The sequence below is a fragment of the uncultured Microscilla sp. genome, assembly GCF_947493425.1.
GTDB lineage: Bacteria > Bacteroidota > Bacteroidia > Cytophagales > Microscillaceae > Microscilla.
Map to the genome: position 1 here is coordinate 11,925 of NZ_CANLRP010000098.1, position 20,647 is coordinate 32,571.

Annotated in this window: 7 protein-coding genes; all 7 read right to left on the reverse strand. The window is 39.4% G+C overall.

The genetic code is table 11. From position 1 onward, the window contains the following. Positions 1 to 137: 137 nt before the first annotated feature. The gene (locus tag Q0954_RS21545; RefSeq protein WP_299460241.1) at positions 138 to 3,350 is read right to left on the reverse strand and encodes a DUF4114 domain-containing protein; all 3,213 of its coding nucleotides are present in this window, start codon (positions 3,348 to 3,350) and stop codon (positions 138 to 140) included. 1,245 nt (positions 3,351 to 4,595) lie between these two features. Further along, positions 4,596 to 14,549, reverse strand: coding sequence for a VWA domain-containing protein (locus Q0954_RS21550; protein ID WP_299460243.1), 9,954 nt, complete (start codon positions 14,547 to 14,549; stop codon positions 4,596 to 4,598). A gap of 1,056 nt (positions 14,550 to 15,605) precedes the next feature. After that, positions 15,606 to 16,319 (reverse strand): hypothetical protein, encoded by a 714-nt coding sequence (locus Q0954_RS21555; protein WP_299460245.1) that lies wholly within the window; start codon positions 16,317 to 16,319, stop codon positions 15,606 to 15,608. A gap of 174 nt (positions 16,320 to 16,493) precedes the next feature. Next, entirely contained in the window at positions 16,494 to 17,741 is a 1,248-nt protein-coding gene (locus tag Q0954_RS21560; RefSeq protein ID WP_299460247.1) for a kelch repeat-containing protein, read from the reverse strand. 146 nt (positions 17,742 to 17,887) lie between these two features. Further along, on the reverse strand, positions 17,888 to 19,072 hold the full coding sequence (locus Q0954_RS21565; RefSeq protein WP_299460249.1) for a tetratricopeptide repeat protein: 1,185 nt from the start codon (positions 19,070 to 19,072) through the stop codon (positions 17,888 to 17,890). Between the two features lie 11 nt (positions 19,073 to 19,083). Then, positions 19,084 to 19,794, reverse strand: a complete 711-nt coding sequence (locus Q0954_RS21570) for a response regulator (protein WP_299460251.1) — start codon at positions 19,792 to 19,794, stop codon at positions 19,084 to 19,086. A gap of 271 nt (positions 19,795 to 20,065) precedes the next feature. After that, entirely contained in the window at positions 20,066 to 20,248 is a 183-nt protein-coding gene (locus Q0954_RS21575; protein WP_299460254.1) for a hypothetical protein, read from the reverse strand. Positions 20,249 to 20,647 lie beyond the last annotated feature (399 nt).

The window sequence follows — 20,647 nt, forward strand, 5'->3', positions numbered from 1 at the left end:
TCAGGTAATTGGGTTTATAGTTTTTCAAGGTGCAAATATGACTATTTTAGTGAAAAAGTAGGCTTTTGGGCATAAAAAAATCCGGTGCCTTTGCAGACACCGGATATAATATTTATTTGATTCAGATGATCAAATCGTTAGCGCTTCATAATTCTCTTTTTAAGCACGATTTTTTTCATTCTGCCATTTTCTCTATAAGTAACCGCTACATCGGCTATATACAAGCCACGACGTTGGTATCTCATATTAAAGTATACTCGCTTGCTACCATAGCCTCCACGTATAGTTTTGCACCCAACGGTTCTACCATAACTATTAGCTATTTTTACGGTTACCCCATAGATGCGAATACGCTCACGGGCAGCTGTTCTATACAATCCAGATAAATCTACCCCAAGGTAAGTTCTTACTGGGTTAGGCAATATCTTGATGTTAGCCGCATTTGTAATACCACCTTTTGGACAACTACGAGGTCTTACTCTTACAGGAGTAGTCGCTTTGTTATTGGCAAGGTATGGATCATAAGTTGTGCTTGATACACTAGCAGATACATTGTGTACCCCAGGATCATTCATCAACAATTTCATTTGGAAAGTAGTATAACCACCACGTCTCAAACGTCTGATATCGCTTGCACTAGAATAAAGCAAAGTAGCCCCAGCAGGTACAATTTCTTTGATCTTCACATTTTCGGCAGTGTAAGGACCACGGTTGATTACAGTAAAGTAGTAAGTAACTGTACATCCTTCTACTATTGTTTTTGGGCAACTTCTTGGGATTACCTTAAGGTCAGCTTTGCGTTGAGGCAATACCAATGTACGGGCATGAGACTTATTGTTACTTAAATCCGGATCAACTGGTGAAGCAGATGTTACAGTAGCAATGTTAGTAATCATACAAGTTCGGGCAGCAACTGCTGCAACCGTAACAGTTTTGCTGGCATTTACCGCCATTGTACCCAAATCAATTTTATTATTTGTAAACGTTCCACCAGTTACCGACACAACGTTTAACCCATAAGGCAAATTATCAGTCAAAGTGACACCCTCAGCAGCTCTAGGGCCGTTGTTGGTTACTACGATTGAATAAGTAAGGGTATCGCCTACTCTTGCACAAGTCTTATCTACAGTTTTTACTACTTGTACGTCCGCTTCTAGTGGTAATGGTGGTTCTGGACAAAGGTTGTCTATACCATCTATAAAGAAGTCACCTGTACCTTTTCTACCAGTTCCTACTTCTTCCCAGAAGAACCAAGCTGCCGCACCAAATTTAAGGCTTTGACCACTAGCCATTTCACCTATTTGCAAACCAAACTGTTCGTTGGCTGGCATGTGAGTCAATTTAAATACTTGGTTACCACCTACTAATGAAATAGTAGATTTGGTACCGTCCATTACAAAATATTGCCATTTGTTAGTCACTTCTGGAGTTTGCTCAGGCATAGTAATTTTTGGACCAGTTGCGCTTCCTGCTTTTGTAAAGCTAGCATCTACCAAATAGCGAGCACCCATGCTTGAGCCACCACTACCTGTTACCGTAGCATATCCGTAAAGGTGAGCAGAAGAACCATCTCTTTTAACATCTAAGTAAGCATCTTTGTCGAAAGTCATGCGAGCAGTTTGACCGTCAATAAACAGGCTAGGCATCCACACTTGGTACTGATTACCTCTAGGGCTACCGTTGCTTACTGCGTAACGAATCGTTGCATCGTCTGGACAAGTAGAAGGACAAAGGTCAGTAATCTCTTTGATAAAGAAGTCACCTGTACCTTTTCTACCAGTACCTAATTCTTCCCAGAAGAACCAAGCCGCTGCACCAAACTCAACACTTTGCCCACTCGCTGCTTTACCTACTTGCAAACCAAACTGGCGGTTAGCAGGCATGTGGGTCAATTTAAATACTTGGTTGCCATCTACTGATGAAATTGTAGATTTAGTATCATCCATCTCAAAGTATAACCACTTGCTAGTTACTTCTGGAGTTTGCTCAGGCATCGTAATTTTGGGTCCCATGTTGGCACCTGCCTTCTTAAAGCTCGCATCTACCAAGTAACGAGCTCCCATGCTTGAGCCACCACTACCTGTTACGGTAGCATACCCATACAAACGAGCAGTAGAACCGTCGTTTTTGATGTCTAAGTAAGCCTCTTTGTCAAAGGTCATACGAGCGGTTTCGCCTTGCACAAACAAGCTAGGCATCCATACATGGTAGTTTTGACCAGCAGGGCTACCATTGCTTACTGCGTAACGAGTGTAACCAGTAGGACAACCTGTAGTACTATCATTGTTCTCTACAGTTACGGTGCAAGTTCCACAAGGAATCTCAGTATAAACATCTACTTCTTCGGTAATTTTAGTAACCTTTGTTTTCAACTTAGTAACCCCTTGCATATATACTGTACAATGTACATCTTCAAAGTCACGGTCACCACCACTTACGATGTCTTCAAAAACAATGGTCAACACTTTATCACCAGCTTTGGTTGGGTGATCAGAAATACCCGCTACTACGCTTTCTTTGTTGAATCGGTTCCACTCTTTGATAGAGTAAACTATTTTAGTTTCAGGAATATCATTCCAGCTGGCTCCCCCATCAGTAGAGTACTGCAGGGTAGTTCCAGAAAAACGCAACTTAGCGTTGGGGTTTTCAGCCAATGGGTTGTGAGGAGCAGTAGCACCCACCAATAAGAAACCCATTTGGGTTCCGGCAGGAACAGTACCTGGTAGTGTACCAGTAGTGTTTGCATTGCTTCTCAATCCATTCGCTAATATATAAGGATCTTTAGGTAAGCCATCTTCAACCTTAAACCACACAATTGTGTTGGTGAAAGCAATGGTACCTGCTTTAAAATCTACTTTAAGATTGGTCTCATCGGTCATTGTCTGCAAGTCAGGAAGGCTCACTCCCTTGTCAGACTCAGCTACTGTTTTACCATCACGGTCTAGCAGTTGCTGGCGCTCCTTAAACACAAACCAATCAAGGTTACGGGCATCAAACACTTTGCCTTCGTATACCTGAATAGTATCTATGCGCTCACCAACTTCTACAGTTTTAGTACCTGTTTTCACCACACAATAATCGCCTGTGGCTACCGTACTATCCTGAATATTATCTGATCCCATATCAAATACAATCTTGCCATTGGCAGGTATTTGTGTATGAAAGTCAACAGAAGAGTTAGCATCTACCATTATGTTACCAGTAGTATTGTTATCACCATCAACAATGGTATAATAAAGTACTACTTCTTTGTTGTAATCATTATTGATTTTAACCTGACTGTTTGTTTTCTCAATTCTGATTTTGCTACAAGTCAATGACCCACCATTACTTAAATCCTTCTTTTTCAAAGGAGTTACAGGTAACGAAGCCTTAACTACTTTTGTAGATGTTGTTTCATGTTTAGTTGTTAGTTTTGGTTTTTTGACAGTAACTGTCTTTTTGGTGGATAATGACCAGTTCTTGATAGATAGGTTATCAAGGTAACCACTCCTCTGTGCCTGTATTGAGAGGAGCCCAAGGGCCAATACGACCAATGTCGCTTTAATGGATGTTGCTACTTTTTTCATTTCGTAAAAATACTTAAATAAATTATTGTTTTAGTTGGGATAAAAAAAAAGAAAACATACCCAATTGCATGAATTTGCAAGGTATATTTCCTCAATACATAATTATGCTTTGCTGATGATTTTTAAACATTACAATTCGTTTTTATAGTAACTTGTATAGGCTGGTTCAACTAATGCATGGTTAGTCCTACTTATTATGTTTTGTTCTTGTGGTTAAATAAACCTACAAAATAGATTTATCGCCGATATAAATAGCCTGGTGTTTAGTTAAACTTTATTAGTAGCCTGCTTTTTTATGCAAAAAACAGGATTTGTTAATTTTTTGTGAAAAAAATTTTTTCGCAAATAAAATGAACTTCTCTGTGATTATAAGTTTGGCAAACTTACGTAAAATTATTGAGTTTGAACAATGTTTGAAGCTATTTTACTCTAAAAAAAGTATTGTATTTTTGCATTAAGAAATTTCCCTAGTAGATATACTAAAAACAGGTATAAACACACAGTAATATCTTAAAGTTAATTCGGTGGTTGTCACAGTTACACGATTAGTAACATTTGTTTTTACAAGTGCTGCTCATTGTGCAAAACAAGAAAAAATCGCTTACGATATACTCAGATGGATATATAGTGTACATTCTCTTTTCTCCTTCCCCTCAATATACCATACAATACCCACACAAAAAAACTTTCACTGTGCGTCTATTTTCCTGAACACATTGTACAAGTATCACTTGTAAAAAGCCCATACTAACAATCACATAATAGTACTTTTCAAATAAAAGTCATTCTAAAAACAAGGTAGCAAACTCCACCATACAAGAACTAAATCCAAGTAGGCAAGCTTAAAGAAGTATAAGGAAGAGGGCTTTAAACGGGGAAAAACCAAAAAGGTTGTTACAATATTCGTTGATACACGATATTATTATTTTGATTGCCCACCAAAGCTAAGTTCAATGCAAGGCATAAAAAAATCCGGTGCCTTTACAGACACCGGACATTTTATGAATCTATGAATAGCAAAAGTAATTAGTTCTTAATCACTTTTTTATCTATGATAGCAGTTCGGGTATCACCATTTACACCTTTGTAAGTGATAATACATTTCACTAAGTATAAGCCACTGGCTTTGTTAGTCATATCAAAATGTAGTGTTTTGCTGTCAAAAGCATCTTTGCCTACAGTTTTGCTGGCTAGTTTCTTACCATCAATATCAGTCAGCTCAATTTTTACATTGATTACTTGTGAAGCAGGTACGCTATACAACTTAGACACATCTACGCCCAGGTCTGTTCTCACAGGGTTAGGAAGTATAGTTACATTGTCTTCGCTGGCAACCTTGTCACCCTGATACTTTTGATATACTGAGCCACCCGCACACCTGATGGCATCTACATCAAAACCATTGGCGTTGGCATCAGAGAAATCAGCAGTATTGCTCACATCTACAATCTTGAAATACTGCGCCCATTTAAGGCTGCCAAAGTCAAATTTGGCATCTAAACAAGCCTCGCCTAATAGTACCCAATTGTTGCCATCCTGAGAAGCATACACTTTTGCTTTTTCAGGATTTGTAGAGCAATCACTAATCGGACTGTACTCAATGATCTCGAGGTCGTCATTGTCTCCGTTAAAGATTACATAGTCAAATTTAACAATCAACTCTCCACCAAAACCAAGTGATACAGCTTCGTTGGCATCATCAGGGTTGGTTATATCACCCAATGCTTTGTTAGGATCATTGCCATCATCCAAGTCAGTTCCATTTTGGTTCTGTCCAGGTTTGAACGATACCAGCTTGGCCGCTACACAAGAAACCAATGGGGCAGGGTCAAATGTATCAGGTATTCCATGCAAACAAGCCATTCCGTCTACATCAAAACCGTTGGCAGCCGCATCGGTAAAGTGAGTTGGGTTACTTACATCAATCACTCTCACATAAACCGCCCAGTTAAGCTCGCCTAAATCAAAGTCACTGTTAGCACCACAAGCTCTACCCAAGTATACCCATTTCTGACCATCCTGAGAAGCAAATACATCTGCTTTTTCGGGGTTGGTAGCACAAGTAGTACCTGCTGGGCTTGCTTCTACTATACGGAGGTCGTTGCCTGTACCATTCTTAATTGGCATTTGAAACTCCATTGTAATATCCCCACCAAAACCTAAGCTTGTGTAAGTACCTATAGCATTGGTTCTTTCAGGTTTGCCTACAATTTTAAACGGGTCACCCAAATCAGGTAACACAGGCGAACCATCTAAATTGGTACCTGGAGTATGATTCAATACTCCTGTGGCATAACACTTCTCATCAGAAGTATCAAAGGTAACCTCAGTGTCTACAGTGGCTGTATTATTTGCCAGGTTTGGATCTTCTACCGTGCTTGCCACACTTGAAGCAAGCTGATAAGTCCCTAGGTTATTCATCAACAGCTTCACCTCAAAGGTAGCCGAGGCACCCAACTCAAGGCTTGTGATAGTAGTATGAGTAGAAGACACCAAAGTAGCTCCTGCAGGAATCACATTGGCAATACTGATGTTATCAGCTTTGTCAGGACCATTGTTGGTCACAGTGAAAGTATAAGTAGCTTCACTTCCTTGGCCTATCGTTGCAGGACCTGTTCCGGTAATGGCAAGGTCAGCTTTTGGCTTAGTCACTACTACTGTTTGTACCGAAGAAGTATTGTTACTTGTATCCGGATCAACAGGAGAGCCCACACTCACGGTAGCAGTGTTTGTGATTGTTCCAATAGCAGTAGCGATAGCAGTTACTGTGATGGTTTTGCTTTCTCCAAGATTGATTGAACCTAAGTCCATAGTATCTTCTTCAAAAGAACCACCAGTTACTGACAAAATGTTCAATCCATCAGGAAGCGCATCAGTCAAAGTTACTGAATTAGCCTTTCTAGGACCATTGTTAGTAACTGTAATAGTATAAGTAAGGGTATCACCTACGTTTGCTGTGGTTTTGTCTACAGTTTTTACCACCTGAACATCTGCTTCATCTGGTGCATAATAAATATGCTCCCAATTCTGATCTCCACAAGGAGTACTGATATTGAAAGAGATATTGGCTTTAAATAAACCAGAACCATCAGTAGCTACATTCCCCCATTGACCTTTTGGAGGAATAGGAATCGTAATCTCATAGGTTCCATCCTGAGTAAAAGTACCAGAAACCTCCACTGCCTGAACTGAAGGGTCAGTTGGGAAAGTAAGCTTCCAGGTATAATTTACCGAATCAGCAATATTAGCAACGGTTACAGTTACCTTATCATCCTGACCATTCCAAACAGTATTTAACTGGGTAGAGTCATTCAAAGGCGTACCGTTTAACAAAATCTCACAAGTAGGATCTTTTGGCGGATTATGCGGATTACAAGTAGCATCTAACAAGATGTCAGCCATAGCCTTGATCATTGACTCGGCATTGTCTACTGTATGATAAGTTGCCCCAGTTTTATGAGCTGCATACTCCAGAATATCATCATTAAATGATGCTTCATTATTACCAGCATCCTGGTCAATACCTAATCCATAAATTAATGCCTCAGGAGTTTCAGTCTTGATTCCATCAATGGCTCCCATTACTTCTGACAATACCTGACCATTGTACAAGCCATAAGATGAATTAATCCAAGTATTTAGTCCACCCATTTTAGCTACGATCTCTTTGGTACGGAATACCTGAGCCACAGGGTCAAAGATGTCTACTGCAGACACTTTCAAGTGGTCATAAGGGAAGTTGCGTAAATCATAAGTAGGTACACCATCTGTAATTAAGACAACTACAGGCCTTTTGTTAGGATCGTGCGTTTTCAGCAACTCTTTGGCACTCAACATACCTTTTGGCATTGGAGTACCTCCATTAGGTGCATCAAGATTTTCTACGATACTGTTCAATTGCTGGAAGTTATCTGTAAATCCAGACATTACTTGAGCAGTCTTATTATTAAATACTATCAGAGCCGAACGGCTTGACATTCCTTGCTGAGCAAGCGCAGAGTTAGCATAAATCAAAGCATCCTGGGCTGCACGGAAACGACTGATTGTTTTACCAGCATCGTCAGTTTTTGGATACTCCCACTTCATACTACCCGACATATCCAACACATAGATTACTTCTATTGGAGGCTCACACAAATCAGGTAAAGGTTGTCCTGGACAAAGGTTTTCAAGATCAAGGTTAAAGTCACCATGTCCTGACTTCTCTTCGCCTACTATTTCCCAGAAGAACCAGGCAGAAGCACCAAACTTCACGTTCTTACCATTGGCAGTAAAGCCTATTTGTAAGCCCATTTTACGGTTGGCAGGTTTGTGGGTCAGTTTAATTACCTGACTCCCCCCTACTTTAGTTATCGTAGCTTTGGTTTCATCCATTTCGAAGAACTTCCATTTGTTAGTTACTTCGTCAGGCTGATAACCAGGCTTCAACTCTTTTTTAGCCGTCATTGGGTTAGTTGCAAGGTTAAACCATACATCTACCAAATAACGAGCACCCTGGCTAGTACCACCACCACTTGTTACGGTAGCATAGCCATATATATGCGCCTTGCTGTCATCTTTTAAGATGTCCATGTAGGCGTTGTTATCAAAAGTAAACTTGGCATCTTGTCCAGATACAAACAGGTTCGGCATCCAGATACTATGATCGTGGTTACCATTGTGTGCATCGTCAGATACCGCGTTGCTCAGTCTGTGACGGAAAGCATTGTCAGGGCAATCTAGTGTATCATCAGGACAAAGGTTTTCCATGTCCATAATAAAGTCACCAGCACCTTTTCTGTCTGTGCCCACTTCTTCCCAGAAGAACCAGGCAGCTGCGCCAAACTTCACATTCTGGCCACTGGCACTTATTCCTACTTGCAAACCAAATTGTTTGTTGGCAGGCATATGGGTGAGTTTAAATACTTGATTACCTCCTACCAAAGAGATTGTAGACTTGCTTGCGTCCATCTCAAAGTATTTCCAATCTTTCACTACATCAGGAGTTTGAGTTGGAAGGGTAATCTTAGGCTGCATGTTGTTGGTAGCTTTATGGAAGGTAGCATCTACCAAATAACGAGCTCCCATGCTTGATCCGCCACTACCAGTTACTGTAGCATAACCATAAAGACGAGCACTAGAACCATCTCTCTTGATGTCCATATAAGCCTCTTTCTCAAAAGTCATGCGGGTAGTTTGTCCTTGAACAAACAAGTTAGGCATCCATACGTGATAATTTTCACCATCAGGGCTGCCGTTGCTCAATTTATAACGATAAGCATCATCAGGACAAGTAGAACTGTCACCACCTTCTACGGTAACTTCACAAGTACCACAAGGAATTTCAGTATAAACATCTACTTCTTTGGTGATTTTAACCACTTTGGTTTTCAACTTTGTTACCCCTTGCATATACACCGTACAGTGTACATCTTCGTAGTCTAAGTCGCCATAACCACCTGCAATATCTTCAAATACTACAGTCAATACTTTATCACCAGCTTTGGTTGGGTGATCAGAAATACCTGCAACTACACCTTCGTGTTGGTTTCTGTTCCAGTCTTTGATACTGTATACCAACTGATGCTCAGGAATGGTGTTCCAGTTAGCACCGTTGTCTGTAGAGTATTGCAAACGGGTACCAGAGAAACGTAGTTGAGCAGTAGGATTCTGAACGATGGGGTTTTTAGCTGCTACGTCGCCCACCAATACAAATCCCATTTTAGTTCCAGCAGGAACAGTTCCAGGAAGTGTAGCACTCGCAGTAGACATATTGGTCAAACCAGCAGATAAAATATGCGGCTCAGTTGGAAGTCCACCTTCAATCTTGAACCAAATAATGGCGTCGGTATACCCTATACGTCCGGCTTTAAAATCAAACTTAAGATTAGTTTCATCAGCCATAGTAGTCAAGTCCTCAAGGCTTACTCCTTTGTCAGAGTAAGGAACAAGGTTGCCTTCTCTATCTTGTAGCTTTTGACGCTCTTTAAAGATAAACCAGTCAAGGTCACGGGCATCATATACTTTGCCTTCGTATACTTGAATAATCTCTACACGCTCGCCAACTTCTATAATTTTAGTACCAGTTTTGATGGCACAATAATCACCTGTAACAATTGTACTGTCAGGAATGCTCTCTGCACCCATTGCAAATACAATTTTGCCATTAGAAGGCACAGGTGTATCAAAGTCGATAACCGTGTTAGGACTAACCAACAAGTCGCCAGTCTTAGTAGCCACATTGTTTTCATACACAGTGTAGTACACATAAGCATCCAGGGCATTCTTGTTATTGATTTTTACATCATTGCCATTTTTGGTAATTTCAATGTTGTCACAAGTCAATGGTTCAGTACCCTGAATGGTTACAGAACAGTTGCCACAAGGAATCTCAGTGTATACATCCACTTCCTTAGTTTCTTTGACCACCTTCGTCTTCAACTTGGTTACTCCTTGCATGTATACTGTACAGTGTACATCCTCAAAGTCACGGTCACCACCACTTACGATGTCTTCAAAAACTACGGTCAATACCTTCTCCCCTGCTTTGGTTGGGTGATCAGAAATACCTGCTACTACACTTTCTTTCTTGTATCGGTTCCACTCTTTGATAGAGTAAACGATCTTAGTTTCAGGAATATCCTCCCAGCTAGATCCGTTGTTGGTAGAATACTGCAACTTGGTTCCAGAGAAACGTAATTTAGCCGTAGGGTTTTCGGCCAATGGGTTGTGAGGAGCAGTAGCGCCTACCAACAAGAAGCCCATTTGGGTTCCAGCAGGAACAGTACCTGGCAGTGTACCAGTAGTAGTAACATTGCTTCTCAGTCCATTTGCTAATATATAAGGATCTTTAGGTAAGCCATTTTCAATCTTAAACCATACAATCGTATTGGTAAAAGCAATGGTACCAGCTTTAAAATCTACTTTCAGGTTGGTTTCATCAGCCATTGTCTGCAAGTCAGGAAGGCTTACTCCTTTATCAGACTCAGCCACTGTATTGCCATTACGGTCTAGCAGTTGTTGGCGCTCTTTAAACACGAACCAGTCAAGGTCACGGGCATCGTAAGTTTTGCCTTCGTATACTTGAATAGTGTCTATGCGCTCACCAGCCTCTACAGTTTTAGTGCCTGTTTTTACTGCACAGAAATCGCCTGTAGCTACAGTGCTGTCTTGGATGTTGTCTGATCCCATATCAAATACAATCTTGCCATCAGCAGGTACTTGAGTATGAAAATCAACAGATGTATTGGCATCCACCATTAATCTACCTTTGGTATCGTTGCCTCCATCTGTAATGGTATAATAAACCACTACTTGTTTGTTATGATCATTGTTGATCTTTACATTGTTGCCAATTTTCTCAATTCTGATTTTACCACAAGTCAATGGCTCTCCATCTCCTGGGCCTGGATCAGGTCCAGTTGGCAACTCATCCATACAAGAGCTAGACATATCACCATAGCCCAATACACTTAGGTCACCTTTGGCAGCAAGGTCATAAGTAGCTCCTGTAGAAGGATCAACTACACTAAAACCTTTTTTACCTTTACCAGCGTACACCAAACTTCCAGTACCGTGGTTCAATACAGCTATACCATTGATCTGACTTCTTGGAGTGCTTCCTATCTCCTCGGCAGTCATTACACCTGCTTGAGTAACTACACGGTATACACGACCACCATTGGCAGCAGTAGATACATAGAAAGTACCATCCTGAGCAAAAGTAATGTCTCCACCCTGAATGTTAAGGAATCCATTGTTAAGGTTGATTTTACCTAAATTTGTATACAACGTAGCCTCGATGTTATTCATCACATATACTTCGTTGCTTGAATTGTTGGTAAAGTAAAGCTTGCCATTAGGAGAGAATGAAAGTTGAGTGATTTTACCCACGTTCAAATAACCTACTGTATGGTAAGTGTTATCTTCTAAGCTTAGGTAACCCAACTCATTGCTGCCACTGCCTTTTACTGCATACAAACGCTTACCATCTAAGCTCAATGCAATGTGAGCATCGCTAAATGGTAGTTCAGCAATTTCTTTGAAAGTGACTGTTTTGTTCGTAAGGTCAGTTTGAGTAGTATAAATTTTAGAGTTTACACCGTTGGTGTGATTGGCATAATACACACTTGCTTCACAAGGAATCAAAGGAGGCTCAACGTCGGTTTCAACGAAGAAGCATACCTTGTTAATGGCAATATTAGGATCAGAAGGGCGGTTGCCACCATATTGGGTAGTACCATTATTAGAGAATTCTAATTTTACCTGAGCAATTCCATTTCCAGTAACAGTAAATGTATACCTTCCTGACTCACCTTCTTGTCCACCACAAGCATCCCCTTTTTTGCCGATGGTTTTGCCTGCTTGAGTAGTGTGTTTAAGCTCATCAGTATTTATTACATTACCGTCTTTGTCATAAGCTACCAATTTAGCCGAGTGCTCAGTAGCTTTGGCTGGGTTCCAGTCACCATAATCAACCAATCTTAAAGAGAAGCTGTTTACAGTAGTACCAGGCTTAAACTTAAAAGAGTAGTCGTGAGTACGGGTAGCAGATGGGCGAGTATCAGCAAAACCAGCACCAATACAACCATTGGCCAACTTGCCTTCGGTAATGTATACTTTGTCGGTACCACCTTCGCTCAACCTTTTGGCGAGTCCACCACCAGTAGTAATGTCTAACAAAGGATGCGCAGTACCCATTCCTTCTACCACAGTACCAGGGGTAATATTATCAAATGCTACACAGTTTTGCGCAGGAATTACGATGTCATCGTTAATGTCACACCAATCAGCCCAGGCAAACGAAGTAATTTTACTGTAAGAAGTAGTTAAACGCTCTTTCTTTACGGTTTGAAGTGTTCCCAAATCGTACACAAAAACAGTCATTGCACCACTTTTTGATACTGCACCCATCAACAAACCATCTGGTCTTACTTCTAATGCTGAAGTTTCGCCTGGTAGGTTATGAGCTACCTCAGTAATTTTTTGTGTGTTGTTATCATAAGCAAATAGCTTAGATCCAACGGTCGCATATAGCTTGTCACCATCTTTGTCCCAAGACAAACCGCTTACCTGGTAGTTTGACGCTGCTTTTACAGTAGCCTGACCAGTGGCAAGGTCTATTTGTACCAAACCAGTACCAGTAGCCCAAGCCCACAAGTGATTATCCATTCTATTGAATGCCAAAGAAGTAAGGTTGGTATAACCAGTAGCTCCTATTGAAGTTAATTCACCTGTGCTCGTGTTTACCTTAAATAAATGTCCTTTTTGGTTATTGGCATTAGCCGCGCCAGACACCGCATACAACACTCCATGTACAGGGTGTAATTCAACTCCCTGAATATCGGCACCAGCATTTGCATCGCCTAGGGGCAAAACAAAGTTGTGATTGTTAATGTCTACGGTATAAAATTGACTATTGCCCTGATCGGTATTTACAGCATAAGCTTTACAGTCAGGCATATTAGCCGGAGGGTTAGGCGAGGCGTTGGCATCCATAGTGAAGCAAACATTGCCAATGGCAATATTAGGATCAGAAGGGCGGTTACCAGCATAAGTGCCTTTACCATCATTATAGTACAATACCTTTACTTTGGTCATGCCATCACCTACCAATTTAAAAGTATAGTTACCTGGTTCGCCAGGCTTGGCAGTACAGGCATCACCAGTAAGTTTCAGGTTGCCGTGTGAAGTAGCAGTTACAATTAAAGAATCAGTATCTACTACTTCTCCTTTTGCATTATACCCTACCAGTATAGCAGATTGAACTTGTGCTTTGGCGGCATTATAATCACCAAAATCCAACATCTGCATAGAAAAATTCTTTACGGCTGCATTGTTTTCAAATGTAAATGTATAATCATGTAGTCTCTTTTTTGAAGATTCAGTATCAGCAAAACCTTTTCCGTTGCCTAAACAACCATTGACTACTTTGTCTTTGCCATTGGGTGCAGTATAAATGGTTTTACGACCATCTTGATATAAAACTTGCGCTTTGCCACGACCAGTGCTCACATTCAAGAGGGGGTGAACTTTGCCCAAGCCTTCTACAGATGATTTGTCTTGCAAACCTTCGTAAGTAGCGCAGAAATCGGTAGGAGTAAAAATAAGCTTGCCATGTGGGTTACAGAAATACTGTAAATTGTAGCTATGTCCTGTAGCACCAGAAATGCCCCAATAAGGAGTGGCTGTACCTAATAGGTCAATCAGGTCACGGTTTACTTCAAATAATAACTCAGAAGTTTTGTCGATTTCTTTGTCATTGTTTTTGTCCCAGTATACTTTTATTTGTTTAGTAGAAGCATACCATTCAAAACGAAGACGGTGTTCTTTACCATCTTCCATTTCAGGCATTTTGATCAACGGAAATGCAGGGTCATTGTGAGTGACTACACCATTTTCTAGATAAGCGACATGATCTTCGCTTGGGTCCATTCTGGCAGGGTTTTGCCAAGTATCCATCTCTATTCCTATAGATGGGGCAATGCCTTTCGACTTTCGTCCAGTTCCATAACCTAATCCTTCACCAAAGTCACCTTGGGCATCGTTTCCACGAGGATCATTATGAATCATAAGGATTTGACCATCAGCACCTTCGGTGGTACGAGTTCCAAAATAAAAGTCTAACTCTAGGGCAAAATCTTTGCGTAGATTAAGCTTCTCGTAAGAAAAAACACGTCCGCGTTGATCACGACCTTCAGTAGTGATTTCAACACAATCGCAGGCTTTCCCATTTTTGATGAGAGGCTTAGCCAAACCACCCATAAAGAAATCTTTCTTTAGTTTAGGCGTGGGTAAGAAGGCGTTAACTAATTTAGTTGGAGTTTGTTGCGTTTTGGATATTAGTTTTGGTTTCGTGGCAGTGGGATTCTTCTTAGTAGAAGAAAACCAGCTTTTAATGGACAGGTTATCGAAATAACCATTCCTCTGTGCCTGTATTGAGAGGAGTCCAAGAGCCATTACTACCAATGTTGCTTTGATAGTTGTTGCTACTTTTCTCATTTGGTTAATTATACTTTATAAAAAACTATTTTAGTTGGGATAAAAATATAAAAAAGAAAACATACCTGTTTTACACTAATTCGTAAGGGTATATTTCCTGTCTACAATTCTGCTTTGTTGTCAGTGTTAATTAAGATATTGTCTATTAATTAAGTGTATTGTGTCTTTTCTGCATTGCACAGTGCTGGTTCAACCAAATTCTAGTGGTATGTTTGTAGTTATGGTTAATAAATTCTTTACACATTCATGTAAAGTCAAAAACTGAAATATGTACTCACCCGTTACATTTATAGATACTGTTAAAATAATTCTATAAAATAATCGTTTATATATTTCGGTTTATATAGGTGTATCCGGTTTTTGTAAATAAGGTAAACACATTTTTGTTAATTTTTTGTAAAAAATCATGAAGGTGGCTGGTAAAATTTTTGCATTTTCAACAAAAATATTGAGCAAACTTACACAAATTTATTGAGTTTGAATAATGTTTTACGCTATTTAATAAGAAAAAATGATTGTACTTTTACAAAAAAAATCAGGTATTTATACCTGACTTTTAAAAGCAAGCATAAACACCTGATTTTCCCTAAAACCTACCTTGATACACACCAAAAAGTCCAATTTTAATACATCCTTATCTTTATCACCAATAATTTACCTTAAGCAAAAAACATCGCTTACGACAAAATCAGCGCAATTTCAAGGAATCATTAGCTAAACAACTAATAACATAACCTCACATATTTTTTAAAAAACGCTCTTTTGTTATATAGCAGTTCACCTGAACATAACGTCCAAAAAAGTGTATGTTTTCTCAAAAACGATATAACCTAAAAATAAAATTTTTCAAGGATGTGCTAACTCAAAACCAGGCAGTGTAAGACGTAAAATACAGGGGCTGAAAACAGGACTAAAAAAGAATGCTTCATGTAGGGAAAACCTTAAACGATGAAACACAAAAAAGGTTGCCTAAAAAAGACAACCTTATATACAAGAAGTTATTAATATTAGTCACACAAGAGTTAAACGAAGCAAGCAAGTCAGAATTATATAAAGCTATTTTTTATTTTTTGCCAGGCTTTTAGGGTAAACTGAACCATTCAGATAGATTACTAGCCCGCTACGTTCGGCTACCTTCAAACTAGCCGCATACTTTTTAAAAACAAAGTTTTCATTTACTACCATATAGTTCAAATAGCTTTTGCCTTTTTCGGCAAGCACATTTACTGAGATTGTTTTTTTACCATTGGCACCTAACTCCACATTATTGGTTTTATCTCCTACAGTGAGCTTAAATTGTATAGGCTTTGCCAGCGGATTAATAAACGTAAAATCAATAGAAAAATCTTCTTGGTTGGTAAACTTACTTTTGGCTTGCTCGGACATAGTGATGTGTACAAACTTTACTTCTTTGTGGTCTTGAACATCTATTTTACGCATGACTACTTTTTGCCCTCGCATGCTTTTATTAGCACGGGGTCCAGCAATGGTAGGAAGGTCTTTGACCAATACAAACTGTCCTTTTGCCCATACAACTACTCCTCGTTTGTATTGAGGAATGTCTTTCAGCGACTTGGTAAGCTTATAAGGTCCTAAGTCAATATTAGTACATCCTTGTTCACACATAGAACTCACCCAATAAGCATACTCAGAAATAACCTGCACTGGTTGCTGTCGTTTTATTATTTGTATTTGTCCATAGCAGGTAATGCTACTGCACAAATAAATGACCATCAACTTTATAAAAACTTGTTTTGTAGGGTTTCTCATTGTTTTTGGATTAGAGCATAACAGTCATAAAAACACACTTTGATGACAAAGTATTCGTATCAATAAATGTGCTCATTTGTAATAAACCCCTGGCTTATAAACCGCAAAAACTACCCTGATACTTTTGATCAAAGTAGTTTTATTACAACTTTTTTTTATGAATGTTAGAATATTTTAAGGGGTATACTGCCAAAAATCACGCATTGGACTATAGCTGCTGGTATAGTTATTTAAGCCCCAACCTGTGCCAATGTAAGCCTTATTGCCTATGGCAAAACCTATTGCCCAAATTCTTTGACCACCACTGAAATCTGCTTTTTTTGTCCATTGATCAGTAGTTGGGTCATACTCCCACATATCATTTTTATAGCCCGACTCTGTATACCCTGTACCTACATAGCCTTTGCCATTGATAGTAAATGCTAAAGCGCTTCCACGACCAACCCCACCAAAGTCAGCCACCTTACGCCATTGATCTGTAGCTGTAGGGGTAAACTCCCAAAAATCTTTGCGATCGGTATTGCCAGTACCTATATAAGCTTTATTATTAATTACAAAACATACTGCTTGCTTACGGCTTAACCCAAAGAAGTTATCATCAGTAAGATCGGCCATCTGTGTCCAACGATCAATGGTTGGGTTATACTCCCACATATCATTTTGGTTGCCTCTTTCATCGCGCCCTGTACCTATATACCCCTTACCATTGATGGCAAAACCTACTGCTTCGGTGCGTGCTGAACCGGCAAAATCAGCTTTTTTTGTCCATTGATCGGTCGCAGGATCATACTGCCAAAAATCTTTGTACCAGGTAGAGGTATTCGCACTTGCGTTATAGAGGCGCCCTGTACCCATATACCCTTTGCCATCTATCACAAAACTTACCGCAAAGCCACGTTTGCCTCCCGGAAAGTTCGCTAGTTGTTTCCAGGCATTGGTTTGAGTATCGTACTCCCAGAAATCGTCTTGCCCCCGAAACCCTAAACCCATATATATTTTAGTACCTATGGTAAATCCACTGGCACCATAGCGAGTATCACCGCCTACAAAAGCCAGTTGATTGGCAGGGTATTCTACAATAAAATCTTCCTTACTTTCGGCTTTCAATGTTTTGTCGAGTACTTCCACCTTTACTTTACCATTGGTGGCATACTGCGGAATAGTTACCGTAATTTCCTTATTACTAATGGCAGAAACGCTGGCTCTGACTCCATTAAAGGTAACCCTTGATACAGCTTCTATCTGATTGGTAGTAATGACCACCTCATCGCCAACTTTGCCACTGGCAGGCACAATTGATACAATGTTATAGCCATCGCCATCGGGTGTATTGGTAACTGGCTGAGGTTCATCATTTTTTTTGGCGCAAGCTGTTACTATAAAAACTAATGCGCTGATGTAAATTAAAATCTGTTTTTTCATTACTTTGAAAACTATTGAGTTAAAATATGTTGTGATGTATTGCTCTTTTAAAACTGTAAAATTAAATACGCAGGTGATTTTAAGCTATAGATTATGGTAGGTGGCAACCTATATCAGGTAAACGACACTAAAAACATGGTGAATAATTATGCTGTAAACGTAATTTCAAAGCTTGCTCCTTTGTCTCTTTGTAATACAGCAAGTGTGCCTTGTAATTGTTGTTTGGTATCTAACTCATACTTTGCCTTGAGTTCTTCTATTTGCTTATTTTTTTTAAGAGTGAACAAGGAATCCTTCACAGAATTATGCTTCAGTAAATAACTATACGCTTGCTTATACTTTTGGTGTTGGGCGTACTGAAGATGCATAGATCCATATACATTTAAAAGAGTAGGTGTAATGGTATTTTTGGGTATTTGCTGCAAAGCTTTTTCGTAAAAATATGTTGATGAGTCGGGTTTGCTCAGGTCATTGTATATTTGTGCCATAGACACATATCTAAGCACCATCCCATCCTCAAGTTTGTACTTTCTGTGCAATCTAATGGCTTCTTGGTTTAGCTGTAAAGCTGAGTCTAATTGTTTTTTGTCTTGGTACACCTCAGCAATATTACCTACTGTAGCCACTACTTGCATATAGTCCTTTTCTTCTTGAGAGATTTTGAGCGACTCACGAAGAGCCTCTATAGCTCTATTATGATCTTTATTGCGAAGGTACAACTGACTGATATTAGCCTGTATACGAGCAATCATTTGCTGGTTGTTGGTTTTTCGGCTCAAACTTAAGCCCTTCTGGTAAACCTCCAATGCCTGGGCATAGTTTGCCATACGCATGTGCAAAATTGCCAAATTATTATACATGCCTATCATATGCTCTGTATCTTCTAACTGCTCATAAATGCGTAAGGCCTTGAAAAAAAATTCTACACATTGTTGATATTTTCCTTGTTTGGCATGCGCTATTCCCATGTTTTGATAAGCCTTGGCAGCACTTATAGGCTCACGCGTTGCCAGTGCTATATCCAGTGCTTGGGTATAATATTCCAAGGCTTGAACACTTTTACCTTTGCTTTCGTATACAACCCCTTTATTAAGCAGAAAAAATCCCACAGCTTTTTGATTTTGCTGTTTTTTGGCTGCTTGCATTCCTTGTTCTATCCACTGTAAAGCTTTATCGAGGTCGCTACGCAAATGCTGTTTTATCAGGATTTTATATGCGTCTATTTGTTGAGACAAAGGCAACCGGGCAATGCTATCCTGTAGTTTATTTTGAGCAAGGCTGCTCAAGCTGCAGAGCAAACAAGTCACACAAATAACTAGTTGATTTTTCATAAAAAATAAGGTTATAGTACATTCAAGCGGGTAAGCAATTGATGTTTATATGATTTACTGATTGGGATCATGGTTTGGTTGATCTGGGCAGCATTATCTTCTATTTTTTCCACCTTGTCAAGCGCGATAATGTAAGAGCGGTGTATCCTCAAGAAACGCTCATTGGGCAGTTTTTGCGCTATGTCTTTCAGGAATAGGTTAGCAACTACTTTTTGGGTTTTGGTGATAATCAACGCATAATTATCCATTGCCTCTACCCATAAGATATCAGTAACTTTTACTGCTGTAAACTGCGACTTATCTTTGATAAACAAGGTATCGCTCAAAACTTGAGGGGGAGGTGGGGTTTCCTGACATTTCTGTAGGGCAACCTTGAGGGCAAAGTTTAACTCTTGATCTTTGAAAGGCTTCAACAAATAACCAAAAGGTTGGGAATCAAGTGCTTCAGCAAAGGTTTTGTCATCTCCGTAAGCCGTCAGAAATACTACTGGAATGCGGTATTGTTGGTAAATATCACGGGCAGCTTCTATACCACTTTTACCCTGTGACAGGTTAATATCCATCAATACAATGTTAGGAGGCTGTGCTTGTACACATTGCAGAGCTTGTACGTAATTGTGTGCAATACTTGTAACCTGATAATCCATTTTTTGCAATCTTACCTGAATATCGAGTGCAATAGAAAATTCGTCTTCAACAATTAATACTTTGATATTTGGCATTTTTTAAATCTAAAACCTGATGCTGTGTATTCAACGCCTAATATATAGCAATGCTGGCGTATTTTTTCAAACAACAATACACAAATCCAAACTATTAGCCAAATGCAATGATGGTTATATAGCAGGTTTTAAATGATTGAGAAAGAGTTATTTGAAGTTTCCATGAATAAATTAGCACTATTTAAAAAAAAGGCAAAAAAAATCCCTGCCAGGATCCTACTGACAGGGAAAGGAGTTAGTTTAGTACACAGATACCTACTTCACAAAACCATCAATTGGTCTTTTTAATGGAGTCGGTCACAGTTATTTTCTGATTTAAATTTGTTGTGCTTGTTGCTTTGAAAGTTTTTTTATTTCCGCTCATAGTGGCATAACCTCCTAAGGCTATCAGACAAGCAAACATCAGAAAGCCAGCAAACATGCTGACTAACTGCCATTGTTTTATATTTTTCATTATTAAGCTTGTGGTTATGAATAGTTTGATAGTAGTTAATCACTTTTATTTGAATGATACTGTTCTTTTTCAGTTTTTTTTGATGTTGCAAGTAGCATAAAATACCACAAAAAAATAGCACTATTTCAAGCCAAAACTCACATTAGCGATTTTTCTTATCAAATAATTAACAACTCTTCCCCAAGACAGTCAATCAATTTGTTCGTATGTCTGTTAGCTGACAGTTAAACCAAATAAAAACAGGTATAATACTCAATAGTCCATAGTATTTAGTCCATAGTCCGTAGCTGATTCGAGTAAACACTTACCTTATTAAGCCCTGTAAAGTCGAGTAGGTAAGGGGATTTTCACCCCGAACCTCTCACAGAACCGTGCGTGATAGTCTCCCATCACACGGCT